10 protein-coding genes and 1 tRNA gene are annotated in these 12,393 nt (G+C 59.5%); 8 read left to right on the top strand and 3 right to left on the bottom strand.

Annotated features, from left to right (window positions below):
• Window positions 1-10: 10 nt before the first annotated feature.
• The 7 genes from MUN80_RS11635 to MUN80_RS11605 all read left to right on the top strand — a co-directional run bounded on the left by MUN80_RS11635 (window position 11) and on the right by MUN80_RS11605 (window position 9,644).
• Complete coding sequence (locus MUN80_RS11635; RefSeq protein WP_244724017.1) at window positions 11-1,447, top strand: dicarboxylate/amino acid:cation symporter; 1,437 nt, start codon at window positions 11-13, stop codon at window positions 1,445-1,447.
• Window positions 1,448-1,536: 89 nt separating this feature from the next.
• Entirely contained in the window at window positions 1,537-2,232 is a 696-nt protein-coding gene (locus MUN80_RS11630; RefSeq protein ID WP_244724015.1) for a hypothetical protein, read from the top strand.
• Window positions 2,233-2,455: 223 nt separating this feature from the next.
• Window positions 2,456-3,850 carry a M16 family metallopeptidase gene (locus MUN80_RS11625; RefSeq protein WP_244724013.1) on the top strand — a complete coding sequence of 465 codons (1,395 nt, stop codon included), beginning with the start codon at window positions 2,456-2,458 and terminating at the stop codon, window positions 3,848-3,850.
• 97 nt (window positions 3,851-3,947) lie between these two features.
• Window positions 3,948-5,507: a M16 family metallopeptidase gene (locus tag MUN80_RS11620; protein WP_244723998.1), complete on the top strand. Its 1,560-nt coding sequence runs from the start codon at window positions 3,948-3,950 to the stop codon at window positions 5,505-5,507.
• 137 nt (window positions 5,508-5,644) lie between these two features.
• Window positions 5,645-6,526, top strand: coding sequence for a T9SS type A sorting domain-containing protein (locus MUN80_RS11615; RefSeq protein WP_244723994.1), 882 nt, complete (start codon window positions 5,645-5,647; stop codon window positions 6,524-6,526).
• Window positions 6,527-6,641: 115 nt separating this feature from the next.
• Window positions 6,642-7,172: a hypothetical protein gene (locus MUN80_RS11610; RefSeq protein WP_244723991.1), complete on the top strand. Its 531-nt coding sequence runs from the start codon at window positions 6,642-6,644 to the stop codon at window positions 7,170-7,172.
• Between the two features lie 135 nt (window positions 7,173-7,307).
• Window positions 7,308-9,644 (top strand): GAF domain-containing protein, encoded by a 2,337-nt coding sequence (locus MUN80_RS11605; protein ID WP_244723988.1) that lies wholly within the window; start codon window positions 7,308-7,310, stop codon window positions 9,642-9,644.
• Between the two features lie 219 nt (window positions 9,645-9,863).
• Here the strand turns inward: MUN80_RS11605 and MUN80_RS11600 are convergent, their stop codons facing one another.
• The 3 genes from MUN80_RS11600 to MUN80_RS11590 form a co-directional block, all read right to left on the bottom strand.
• Window positions 9,864-10,523 carry a phosphatase PAP2 family protein gene (locus MUN80_RS11600; RefSeq protein ID WP_244723985.1) on the bottom strand — a complete coding sequence of 220 codons (660 nt, stop codon included), beginning with the start codon at window positions 10,521-10,523 and terminating at the stop codon, window positions 9,864-9,866.
• 94 nt (window positions 10,524-10,617) lie between these two features.
• Window positions 10,618-10,702, bottom strand: a tRNA-Leu gene (locus tag MUN80_RS11595).
• Window positions 10,703-10,825: 123 nt separating this feature from the next.
• Window positions 10,826-11,545 carry a phosphatase PAP2 family protein gene (locus MUN80_RS11590; RefSeq protein WP_244723983.1) on the bottom strand — a complete coding sequence of 240 codons (720 nt, stop codon included), beginning with the start codon at window positions 11,543-11,545 and terminating at the stop codon, window positions 10,826-10,828.
• 126 nt (window positions 11,546-11,671) lie between these two features.
• Between MUN80_RS11590 and MUN80_RS11585 the strand changes: the two genes are divergently transcribed.
• Window positions 11,672-12,310 (top strand): class I SAM-dependent methyltransferase, encoded by a 639-nt coding sequence (locus MUN80_RS11585; protein WP_244723981.1) that lies wholly within the window; start codon window positions 11,672-11,674, stop codon window positions 12,308-12,310.
• Window positions 12,311-12,393 lie beyond the last annotated feature (83 nt).

Below are 12,393 nucleotides of genomic sequence, written 5' to 3'. Positions count from 1 at the left end.
TTTCTCCCGCATGAAGTTTTCCCGCCTTGCTCTTTTGGTCCTGCTGCTGCTCGTGGTGGCCGGGGTCCTGACCGTTTTGCACGCTTACGAACTCCTGGCGTTGCCTGCCGCCGTGCCCATGGCCGCCCGCTGGCTGGCACTGGCCGCCATGGTGGCCTACGCCGCCCAGCGCCGCTCCCTCACCTTCTGGATTGTCACGAGCATGTTTGTAGGTGCGGAGGCCGGAGCCGACTTCCCCACGCAGGCCCAAAACCTGAAGGTGCTCAGCGACGTGTTCCTGCGGCTGGTTAAGACCATTATTGCCCCGCTGGTATTTGCCACGCTGGTGGTGGGTATTGCCGGCCACGCCGATTTGAAAAAGGTGGGCCGCATGGGCGTCAAGGCCCTGGTGTACTTCGAGATTGTCACCACGTTTGCCCTGTTCATTGGTCTGGCCGCCATCAACCTGACCAAGGCCGGCCGCCTCGACCCGGCCGTGCTAGCCGCGGCCCAGGCCAACAACAACGTCAACGAAACCATTGCGGCGGCGCCCAAGCAAAGCGCGGCCGACATCATCACCCACATTTTCCCCGAAAACATTGCCAAGTCCATTGCCGAGGGCCAGGTGCTGCAGGTGGTGGTTTTTGCCATCATCTTCGCCATCGGCCTAGCTATGGTGCACGACAAGCACCGCCGCCCGATGGTGGAATGGTCGGAAAGTTTGTCGGAGGTGATGTTCAAGTTTACCAACGTGGTGATGTTCTTCGCCCCGCTGGGCGTGGGCGGCGCCATTGCCTACACCGTGGGCAAGATGGGCTTCGGGCCCTTGGTGAATGCCGTGCAGCTGCTGCTGACGCTCTATGCGGCCCTGATTGCCTTCCTGCTGCTGGTTCTGGTGCCGGTGGCCCTGATTGCCCGCATTCCGCTGAAGCGCTTCGTGCAGGCCATTGCCGAGCCGGTCAGCATTGCCTTTGCCACCACGTCGTCGGAGGCGGCTTTGCCCCGGGCTATGGAAGCCATGGAAAGCATCGGAGTACCGCGCCGCGTGGTAGCCTTCGTGATGCCGACGGGCTACTCCTTTAACCTCGACGGCACCACGCTGTATCTGTCGTTGGCGGCCGTATTCGTGGCCCAGGCCGCCGGCGTGGAGTTGTCGTTTGGGCAGCAACTGGTGATGGTCTTTACCCTGATGCTGACCAGCAAGGGCGTGGCGGGCGTGCCGCGGGCTTCGCTGGTGATTCTGCTCGCAACGGTGGCTTCGTTTAACCTGCCTTCCTGGCCGGTATTCATCATTCTGGGCATTGATGCCCTGATGGACATGGCCCGCACGGCCGTCAACGTTATTGGCAACTGCCTGGCCTCGGCCGTTATTGCCCGCTGGGAAGGCGAGTTTGTCGACAACTACGTGGCTCCCCCCCTCGACGACCTGGCCGAAGCCGACAGCAGCCTGGCCCAGCACGCGCATTAGGCCGCCCGGCCTACGCAACTACTGCCGGCCCGAAACGTTCTGAAGCAGCCAACCGGCCAACTGGTTTCCTTACTTCTACTTACAACTCTATGAAATACGTACTCCGGATATGCTTGCTGGGCTTGCTGGCGTCATCGTTTGGCTGCCGCTCCCTGGACCAGGCGCTGTTTACGATGCCAACGGCCCCCTTGTCGACGCGCCTACCTGTGCTTAAAACCTCGGTGGAAGCCGGCCCGCTGGCCAAAAAGGGCAAAGGCGCAACCAGCGAGGATTTGCAGAAGTTGTTTCAGCTGGAGCTGGAGCAAAACCTGATGGATGTCAAGGACACGACCACCTACGGCTCCATTAAGCTGCGCGTGACCAAGGCCAGTGCCAAGCGCACCGGCAACGGGCTGCGCATCTTTCAGTACACCACCTTGCTGACGCCCTTGCTGCTGGGGGTTCCACTGGAATACCACCAGTCTGACTTGCAGGCCGAGGTACAGGTTATCGACGTGCACGGTTCCGTGCTGGCCCGCTACACGGGCAAAGGCAGCTCTAAAGTGAAGGTGGCTATGTACCACGGCTACTCCCGGAAGGGTGCACCCCGCCTGGCCGATGTCGAATCAGTACGTCAGGCTCTGAACCAGATCCGGCCCAAAGTAGAAGCCGACGCCAGCTCCCTGCGCGGGCAGCTGATTATGACGGCCTACCCCAACGAGGTCATTATCCAGGAAATACCGGGTATGGGCGGCAGTCCCGCCAAAGCGGCGCCTGATTCGACCCGCAGCAAGGCCGGCAACTAAGCCCGTTTGCCCCAACTCCGACTACACGGCGGCTCCCCACGGAGCCGCCGTTTTTGTTGGGCAGCCGTCTTGCTTGGTTTGCTACCCAGTGCCGAGCACGGCGGAGGTAGCTCGTCCCAGGATTTTAGGACCGAAAGTGCAACCTTTACCACAACACTTGCTCCTTTGGCGCGAGTGCGCCACCTTGGTTTTGCCCTCTCCCCATTCTAATCCGTTTACTTGCATGAAACACTCCGTCCAGACCTGGCTGCTCGCTGCCGGTCTTCTGGCTGCGCCCCTGGCTCAGGCGCAAAAAAAGGCTGCCCCGGCGGCCGCCACGCCAGCCGCCGCCTCTGCTACGGCCCCGGCTTTTCCCTACCCCATGCAGCAGAAGCAGCTGGCCAACGGCATGAACGTGGTGACCGTTCCCTTCGACTCCCCCGGCCTGGCGTCGGTGTTTTTAGTGGTGCGGGCCGGCTCCCGCGACGAAGTAGAGCCCGGCCACACCGGCTTTGCCCACTTCTTCGAGCACGTCATGTTCCGGGGCACTGAGAAGTACAGCAAAGAGCAGTACGACCAGGTGCTCAAGTCAGTAGGCGCCTCGGCCAATGCCAACACGTCGTTGGACCGCACCGTGTACCACATGACCGGCAACGCGACGATGCTGGAGAAAATGCTGGAAGTGGAAGCCGACCGGTTTCAGCACCTCAAGTACGCCGAGCACGATTTCAAAGCTGAAGCCGGGGCCGTGAAGGGCGAATACACCAAGAACTCGGCCTCGCTCTACACCCAGCTCAACGAGAAAGTAGCCGACGCCGCCTTCGACAAGCACACCTACGAGCACACCACCATGGGCTTCTTCAAGGACGTGGTGGACATGCCCAACCAGTATCAGTACTCGCTGCAGTTCTTCGACCGGTTTTACCGTCCCGAGTACACCACGTTGCTGGTAGTCGGCGACGTGAAGCCGGAGCAAGTAAACCAGCTGGCCGACAAGTATTTCAGCATGTGGAAGCGGGGCTCCTACCAGCCCGCCATTACCCAGGAGCCCGAGCAGACGGCCCCACGCTACGTGCACATTCAGAACGCCAACTTCCCGCCCCTGGTGAGTTTGAGCTACCGCGGCCCGGCCTTCAACGACCAAAGCAAGGACCTGCCCGCCCTGGATATCCTGACCACGATGCTGTTCTCCGACAACTCGCCGCTGTACCAGAAGCTGGTGGTGAAAGAGCAGAAAGTGCGCTTCGTAGGCGGCTCGCCCAACTATACCCGGGACCCCTACCTGACCTCCATCCGGGCCTCAGTGGTGAAGCCGGCCGACATGGCTTACGTGAAGGATGAGATTACCAAAGCCCTGGAAGACCTGAAGACCAAGCCCGTGGATGCCAAGCGCCTGGCCGATACCAAGTCGGCGCTGAAGTACAGCTTCCTGATGGGCCTCGACTCGCCCGACCAGATTGCCAACGGCCTGGCCGAGTTTATCTGGCTGACCGGCAACCCCCAGAGCCTGAATAATTTCTACGCCCTCTACGACCAGGTAACGCCGGCCGACATTCAGGCCGCGGCCAAGAAGTACTTCGTGCCCGAGCATCTGACGGTGGGCACCATCGGGCCCAACGCCACCGGCGGCGTGCAGTAGGCTTTTTTAGTTGTCAGTTGGTAGGCTTGGTGAGCCCAAGACTTAAACTCAACGACCCTACCAACTGACAACGACCAACTAACAACTACTTTTCTCCATGAAACATACTTTTTCCCGCCTGCTGCTGGCCGCGGCCTTGCTCGGCCCGGTTGGGGCGAATTTCGCGCAAGCCGCCGACGTGGTGGAATTGCGCCAGCCCAACGCCTCGAAAGTGGTGGTAAAGCTGCAGTTCCGCAACGGCTCTTCCGCCGACCCCGTGGGCAAGGAAGGCCTGACGTTCCTGACCAGCCAGCTCGTAACCGAAGGCGGCACCAAGGCCTTGACGGCCGCCCAGCTCAAGGACTTCCTGTACCCGATGGCCACCCAGTACTACGCCACCACCGACAAGGAAGTCACCACCTTCACCTTCGAGTTTCACAAGGACTTTACCGACAAGTTCTACCCCGTGCTCCAGGGCCTGATCTTGACGCCCAGCTTCACCCAGGAGGATTTCGACCGGCTCAAGTCCAACCAGCTCAACTATGTGGAGCAGGTTATCCGGGCTTCCTCCGACGAGGACTACAGCAAGTTTGCCCTCGAAGACCAGCTTTTCCGCGGCACCCGCTTCCAGCACATGACCCGCGGCACGGCTGCTGGCGTACGTAGCCTCACGCTGGACGACGTGAAGAAGCACTACGCCGCCGCCTTCGGCAAAGACAACCTGACCATCGGCATTGCCGGCAACTACTCGGCTTCCTTTGCCAAAAAGCTGAAGGACGACCTGGAAAAGCTGCCCAAGAGCACCGCCAAACCCGTAGTGCCCACCGTGGCGGCACCCAAGGGCATCCACGTCGAAATCATCAGCAAGACCGACGCCCTGGGCTCGGCCGTGTACGCCGGCTTCCCCATCCAGACCACCCGCGCCAATGACGACTTCGCGGCCCTGATGGTGGCCAACTCCTACCTCGGGGAGCACCGCAAAAGCTACGGCAAGCTCTACGACAAGATCCGGACGACCCGCTCGATGAACTACGGCGACTACAGCTACATCGAGTGGTATGAAAGCGGCGGGCAGAACATGCTGCCCGTGCCTGGCGTGCCCCGCCATGCCAACTACGCCAGCCTGTGGCTGCGCCCGGTCCAGATTGCCGAAGGTTTGCGCAAGCAGTATCCTACCGAGCTAGGCGGCCTGACGGTGGGCCACGCCCCGTTTGCCCTGCGTCTGGCCGTGCGCGAAATGGATAATCTGGTGAAAAACGGCATGAGCAAGGAAGACTTCGAAATCACCCGCACTTTCCTGCGTTCCTACGTGAAGCTCTACGGTACCACGCCTTCCAAGCAGCTCGGCTTTTTGCTCGACTCGAAGTTCTACGGCCGCAAAGACTACCTCAAGGAACTCGACGGCCAGTTTGCCAAGCTCACCCTCGACGACGTGAACAAGGCCATCAAAAAGCACTGGCAGACCCAGAACATGTACGTAACCATCGTTACGGACGACAGCGAGGCCCAGCCCCTGGCCGACGTGCTCAAGCAGAACACGCCTTCGCCGATGAGCTACGCCAAGGTCGTCAGTGAAGGGCTGCCCAAGGAAGTGGTAGCCGAGGATACCCAGGTGGCCAACTACAAGTTGAACGTGACGGAAGTAAAGGTCATCGATACCAAAGACACGTTCAAGTAAGCTTCTTATCCGCTTCAAAGTATAACAAAACCGCTTCAGCACGCGCTGGAGCGGTTTTTTTTCGTTCCTGATTAAACGTTGCCGCCGATGGCCCATCTATGGTTCTGAAAATTGCAACAACGGCTCATTATCATTTTATGAAAGCAACCCTGCTTAAATCCCTGACCTTCCTGCTGGCGGCCCTGCTCAGCGGCCCGACCCTCCTGGCCCAGGGCCACCACGGCGCCGACAAGCCCGGCCGCCAGGAAGTCAAAGCCTACTACCAGGCCAATGTGCTGCCCGTGGTGCGGCAGCAGCGCCAGAAGCTGGAAGCCCAGCTCGCCACCGACGACAAGGCTCAACTGGCTACCTACCGCAAAGAACTGCAGGACTTGCACCAGCGCCGCCAGGGGCTAGTCGAAAGCCTGAAAGCTGCCGGCACCCCGCAAAGCCCCCCTATTCTGACCGAGGCTCAGAAACAGCAGTTGCAGGAGCTGCGCTCGGCCAGCCGGGAAATCATGGTGAAAGTAGGGTTGCTGGCCAAGAAGTATGAGGCGCCGCTCGCTCAACTGGCTCAGGAAATTCAGCCCCAGAAGGAGAAATGGACCACCGACCTCAAAGCCATTGCCGCCAAAAATGCCACGCCCGAGCAGCTCGAGAAGCGGAAGGAATTTGGTGGGCACCACCGGGGGGGTTCCGGCAGCCTGGGCCAGTTTTTCCGTCCTGCCCGCTTCCTGCTGCTTGACCCCAACGCTCCCGCAACCCCGGCCACGACGGTCCCCAACGCTGGCCTGAACGTGTACCCGAACCCTGCCGCAGCAAACAACCAGCTGGACTACTCGGTGCAGAAAGCCGGGCCCGTAACTATCGAAATACTGGATGGCCGCGGCAACACCCTGCGCCCCGTGCTGCAAAACCAGCATCAGGATAAAGGCAGCCACACGCTGACCACCAACCTGAGCGACCTGCCCGCCGGTACTTATTTCTACAAAATCACGACCCGCTCGGGCTCCGAAACCAAGCGTTTCGTGAAGCAATAAGACAGCCTACTTTGTCGTATAAGAAGCCAGCTCCACTCCGGGGCTGGCTTTTTGTTTGCCCAGATTTGCTTCAGCGCCGGGATGCTACCCGCCGGGCGTTACCTTTACGGCTGCTATGCTACGCTCCTTCCTTACCTGGTTTCTTCTGTTTGGTACCCTGGCCCTGTCGGCTTGCTGCGCCAACAAATCCTGCGACTGCCGAGACACGCTCGACAACGTGGTACTCCTCCGCTTCGACGTGACGCCGGGCAGCCCCAACGCCTTTGCCCGCAAGGATGTGGACACCATCATTATTACCCGCAAGCCCCTGGCGCCGCTTAGTCCCATCAAACCCGACACGCTGCGCCTAATCCGCACTTTGGCCCAGGCCGATGACTCCATTGCCCTGGGTCAGGGCCGGACCTTCCCCAGCGCAGCCCTGCCCTTTTTCAAGTACCAGTACAAAATCTGGCCCGCTAGCGACCCCAAACAGGTTTTCGTAGTGGATTCGCTGCACGTGCAAAGCCGGCCCGAGGCCGTGGATGGCTGCTGCACCTGCTACCAGGTTATCCGCAAGGACCTGCACCTCAACGGCGATACCATCAACTTGCTGGACCCGACCGGGCAGGATAAGCCGATGTACGTGCAGCTAGAAAAACAACCCTGAGCTCGTCAGTAGCTTGTTTAAGTTAAGCTGCTTTCCGGCCGACGTCCGGGTGGCGGCCCCCTGCGTATAGTTGGTAATAACCTTTAGCTTGGCGGGTGAATCAATCTACCGGGCCGGGTTGTTATACCAGCACTTATGTTACGAGAACCTACTGCCCGCCCTATTATAGCTCCTTCCCCGGCTTTTCCTTTCAAGACTACGCTTAGTCTGGAGCCGATTATCAGCTACTGGCAGGCCCGCGAAAATGATTCTAACCCCGGCGTGGCCCTGCTGGCCCGCTCCATTGGGGAGCAAGTGGCCGCGGCACCCTGGTGTCGTGGCGCCATTACCGACCTGAGCGTGCTCGACTGCAGCTGCGACCTGGTCGAAACGCTGCTGATGGCCGTGTTTCCGCCGGCTTCATTCGGCACCGACATCAGCGGGGCGGTGGCTCCGTTTCAGCGCCTGAGCTTTTACCACACGCCCCGGTTTGCCGACGTGCTGCTCAATACCAACAAAACCGTCAAGCAGCCGCTGAACTTCGACCCACGCACCATGGATATCTACATGGCGCGCATGGTCTACCAGCTGATTCTGGATAAGGTATACGGCGTAAACCTGCCGCTGCAGGGCACCATCATCTTCACCGTACCCGACTACAACATCGGTTCCTACCGCCACTACGGCGTGGGCTACACCTCCACGTTTATCGACGTGCGGGTGGTGGGTGAAAAGCCCGAGCTGACGCCCGAGCAGATTGAATTCCTGAGCCACAACCTGCACCGTGCCGACCTCTGGCACGAGCTGCTGCCGCCCGAGCGGTTCGAGCTGGAAGGCTTCAACATTCTGCACCTGGTGGACGTGACCGAGCAGGAAATTCTTTCCGAGCTCAAGTACGACCTGCTGGAGCGCGACGTGCTGCAGGCCTCCGACCGGCTGGAGCAGATTCAGGAAAAGCTGCGGGTACTCTTCGGTCGGCCGTTTCTGCAGCTGGGCATTGCCGCTTACGACGAGAAAAAGCAGGCTTTCGTGGATTTTGGCCGCAAAATCAACCACAGCTTCCTGACCAAGCAGCTCAACAACCAGGACTCTTCCTCGGGCTTCCGCCGCATCTACAACCAGCTGCTGCAGGACCGCCAGCCGCTAGTGCTGCAAAACGTAGAGCAGGCCGATATTCCCGAAGATCTGCGGGAGCAGATTCTGGGCATCGGCATCAAAAGCACCATCCTGGCCCTGCTACCCTACGGCGACGACACCGTGGGCTTGCTGGAGCTGGGCTCACCCAACGTCGGCGACTTGGATGAGTTCTGCATTGAGCAGGTTCAGCAGTTTGTGCCCCTGTTTGCCGTGGCCGTCAAGCGCAACTCTGAGGAAATTCAGACCCGGGTGCAGGCCATTATCAAGGAGAAGTTCACCGCCATTCACCCCACGATGGAGTGGCGCTTCACCGACGCGGCCCTAAACCTGCTCAACAAGCTCGAAGACGGCAACAAAAACGCCGAAATGGAGGCCATTGTCTTCCACGACGTCTACCCGCTGCACGGGGCCAGCGACATTCGGGGCAGCAGCACGGCCCGCAACGAAGCCATTCAGGGCGACCTTATCGAACACCTTACTCTGGCCAACAAAGTCCTCAAAAAGGCCTCCGAGTTTCAGCAATTGCCCATTCTCGACGAGCTCAAGTTCTACGTCAACAAGAACCTGCGCCGCCTGCGCCAGGGCATCCTGACCGGCGACGAGGTGAGCATCTTCGAGTCGCTGAAGACGGAGGTGGAGCCGCTGTTTGAGTATCTGAGCAATAATACGCCCGAGCTGCGGCCCGTCATTGCCCAGTACTGGAGCAACATTGACCCCGAGCTGGGCATTCTCTACAAGCGCCGCAAGGACTTCGAACAGAGCGTGACCCTGCTCAATGACACCGTCAGCGACTACCTCGACGAGGAGGAAGCCAAGGCCCAGCAGATGTTTCCGCACTACTTTCAGCGCTTCAAAACCGATGGGGTGGAACACAACATTTACGTGGGTGGCTCCTTAGTGGAAAACAAGCCCTTCGACCTGGTTTTCCTGAAAAACCTACGATTGTGGCAGCTGCTGGTCACGGTGGAAATCACGCGCCGCACGGCCGCCCTCAAGCCCAAGCTAGCCGTGCCGCTCGACACTACCCAGCTGATTCTGATTCACGGCCAGCCCCTGAGCATCCGTTTCCGCCAGGATGAGCGCCAGTTCGACGTCGACGGGGCCTACAACATCCGCTACGAAATCATCAAAAAGCGCGTTGATAAGGCCACCGTGCTTGGTACCGGGGAGCGGCTTACCCAGCCCGGCAAAATTGCCCTGGTCTACGCCCAGCTTCGCGAAGCCGCCGAGTACATGGAGTATATCGACTACCTCCAGGACCGTGGCCTGCTCGAACCCGATGTAGAGGAACTGGAGCTGGAAGAACTCCAGGGTGTCAAAGGCCTGCTGGCACTACGTGTGACGGTGAAGCTGTGATAAGCTAAGCAATGTGCTGATGTGCTAATACCCAACGTGTCATTGCGAGGCGTGAGCCGCGGCAATCCGTTCTTTAACATGAAAAGCCCTTTCCTACCGCGTGTAGGAAAGGACTTTTCATGTTAAAGGATGCTAGTCGCTAGTAGATGGCGGATTGCTTTGCTCACAATGACATGAGTTTGCATTAGCATATTCAACCCTCATTAGCACTTAAGCACATTAGGAATTTCTCCACCACAGGTGCAGACCGGAGCGCAGGAGCATGAGCCAGCCCAGGCCGGCGACGAAACCAGCCAGCACGTCGGTGGTGTAATGCACGTGCAGGTAGATGCGGGTGAAGCCGATGAGCACGGCCCACAGCAGCAGGGCTGCGGCCAGCCAGAAATGGCGGCGGTGGCGCCACAGCAGCCAGGCCAAACAGCCGTAGAGGGCCATGCCAATCATGGCGTGGCCGCTGGGGAAGCTCAGCCCCATTTGCGGAAACAAAGCTGTATCGGGGCGAAGGCGGTGAAAGTGAGTTTTGAAGATCTGGTTGAGAATGGCTGCACCTGTCACGGCCCAGAATACCTCCAGAGCTTCCCGCTTCCGCTTTTGCCAGGCCAGTACGCCCGGAATCAGCAGGCCGGTCCCGACCAGAAAAGGCGCGGAGGCGAAAAAGGTGATGCCGACCACCCAGGGCGTAAGGCCGGGCGCGGCGGCTCGGAGTTGGTCCATCTGAGCAAACCCCCACTGGTCGAGCCCGGCGGAGTGCTGCACGAACACAACCCGCGTCAGGTAGAAAAAGGCGGCCAACGAGCTCAGAAAAACCAGGAGCAGCACGCCTACTTCCACTACCAGGAACATAAAGAGCGTGACTAGGCGCGTGAGGAGCTTATCCATGGCAGAGTATACAAGGTCCAATCGGGCGGGCTGCTACAGCACCGCTGGGGCTGGCAAACAACAAAAAAGCCGGCCCTTTTGGGACCGGCTTTCGTGGTGCGCTCGGAGAGACTCGAACTCTCACACCTTGCGGAACTGCCGCCTGAAGACAGCGCGTCTACCAATTTCGCCACAAGCGCATCTGATTGTTGAAGGGCAAAACTCCCTGTTGGAGTGTCTTTCAACGATGCAAAGATACGCGGCCGGGAAGTAGTTTATCAAGCTTTTGGTGAAAAAAATTGCGAAAAAACTTCACCAGAACGCTATTCAGGCTGTTTTTCAGCTAATTGCGGCGCGTATTTATATCGTTTTTTTACCGCTTTTTCGATGTACTTCAGCAGCGGAATAGCAATTAGCAGCCATACTAGCCCGGCTGTGAAGCCGGCCAGCACGTCGGAAGCATAGTGTACCCGCAGGTAAACGCGGGTCAGCCCAATGAGCAAAATCAGCAAGACCAGCACCACCACTAGCAGCCAGCGCAGCACGCGGTGGCGGCGCACGTGGGTCAGGACCAGATAAATCAGCAGGCCGTAGAACGAGGCACTGATCATGGCGTGCCCGCTGGGGAAGCTCAACCCCGAAGCCGACACGAGCGGCAGCAGCGGCCGGGGCCGGCGGTAGGTGGTTTTTAGCACCAGATTCAGCGTGATGCTGCCCAGGGCTACTACTGGCACCAGGAGCGTGTACCAGCGGTGCCGCCGCACAAACAGAAAGTAGCCAATCAACAGCAAGGCCACGGCCGTGATAAAGTTGCGCGACGCCAAAAACGTTATTCTCTCAACCCAGCCGCTCTCATTGGCTCCCAGTATATGGCGGGCCCAGTGAAAAGCCCGTGCGTCAAATACGGCGGCATCCTGATCCAGCACTTCCCGCCCCAGCGCCAGAAAGCCCACGATGCCCAGGGTTCCTAACCCCAGGGTTACGGCAAATTCGGCCGCAAATAACATGAAGCCCGCCACGATTCGGCGTAAGTAGTTGGTCATTGCTGGGCAGCATTGGTACGCTTTGCTGCATACGAAGCCCGTCCCTAAATAGGCGGTTTTCGCGGGCACTCTTACTAGTGCAGAATTGTCGATACATTACCACCCCTTCCCCTCCTGCTTTTGCGCATGCCTTCTGCCGATACCGGCTTCGACCGGGTTGCCCCCTTCTACGACCCTTTGGCCCGCCTCGTATTTGGCGACGCGCTGCAGCGCGCCCAACAGGCAGCCTTGGCCGGCCTGCCACCGGGTCGGCCCCGGGTCCTGATTATCGGCGGGGGCTCGGGCTGGGTGCTGGGCGAAGTGCTGCAGCGCCGTCCTGATGCCCGGGTGCTCTACCTGGAAGCTTCGGCCATGATGCTGGCCAAGTCGCGCGCGACGCTGCTGCAAACCGCGCCCCAGCATGCCGGACAGGTAGAATTCCGGCTGGGCACCGAGCGTGACCTGCGCCCTGACGAGTCGTTCGACGTCATCCTCACCTTTTTCTTTCTGGACTTGTTTGAGCCCAGCCGCCTGCAAGCTATTCTCGGCGCCCTGAACCGAGTCCGGCGGCCGGGCGCTCCTTGGCTGCTGGCTGATTTTCGGCCGGCCCAAACGCTCTGGCAGCGTCTGCTGCTGCGAGCTATGTACCGCTTTTTCCGGCTCACAACCGGCATCAGTGGCCGCGACATGCCGGACTTGCACCCGGAGCTGCGCAATTTAGGCTTGCAGCTGCAACAGCAACAATTGTTTTTTCGGGGTATGGTAGAGGCCAGCGTCTTCAATTAAGGCTCATCCTACAGAGGAAAAACAAGCAGGGCCACCGAAGTAGCGCCGCCGCGCCCTATTTTTAGGCATCCATCCCTGTTTCT

Origin of the sequence: Hymenobacter cellulosivorans, assembly GCF_022919135.1 — a bacterium.
GTDB lineage: Bacteria > Bacteroidota > Bacteroidia > Cytophagales > Hymenobacteraceae > Hymenobacter > Hymenobacter cellulosivorans.
The sequence above is the reverse complement of the archived record's forward strand: the minus strand, read 5'-3'. Positions and strand labels throughout refer to the sequence as shown.

Bases quoted from the DNA above. Each gene is read 5' to 3' on its own strand.
- MUN80_RS11630 (WP_244724015.1), top strand. From the start codon at position 1,537: ATGAAATACGTACTCCGGATATGCTTGCTGGGCTTGCTGGCGTCATCG.
- MUN80_RS11600 (WP_244723985.1), bottom strand. From the start codon at position 10,523: ATGGATAAGCTCCTCACGCGCCTAGTCACGCTCTTTATGTTCCTGGTA.
- MUN80_RS11590 (WP_244723983.1), bottom strand. From the start codon at position 11,545: ATGACCAACTACTTACGCCGAATCGTGGCGGGCTTCATGTTATTTGCG.
- MUN80_RS11615 (WP_244723994.1), top strand. From the start codon at position 5,645: ATGAAAGCAACCCTGCTTAAATCCCTGACCTTCCTGCTGGCGGCCCTG.
- MUN80_RS11585 (WP_244723981.1), top strand. From the start codon at position 11,672: ATGCCTTCTGCCGATACCGGCTTCGACCGGGTTGCCCCCTTCTACGAC.
- MUN80_RS11620 (WP_244723998.1), top strand. From the start codon at position 3,948: ATGAAACATACTTTTTCCCGCCTGCTGCTGGCCGCGGCCTTGCTCGGC.
- MUN80_RS11610 (WP_244723991.1), top strand. From the start codon at position 6,642: ATGCTACGCTCCTTCCTTACCTGGTTTCTTCTGTTTGGTACCCTGGCC.
- MUN80_RS11605 (WP_244723988.1), top strand. From the start codon at position 7,308: ATGTTACGAGAACCTACTGCCCGCCCTATTATAGCTCCTTCCCCGGCT.
- MUN80_RS11635 (WP_244724017.1), top strand. From the start codon at position 11: ATGAAGTTTTCCCGCCTTGCTCTTTTGGTCCTGCTGCTGCTCGTGGTG.
- MUN80_RS11625 (WP_244724013.1), top strand. From the start codon at position 2,456: ATGAAACACTCCGTCCAGACCTGGCTGCTCGCTGCCGGTCTTCTGGCT.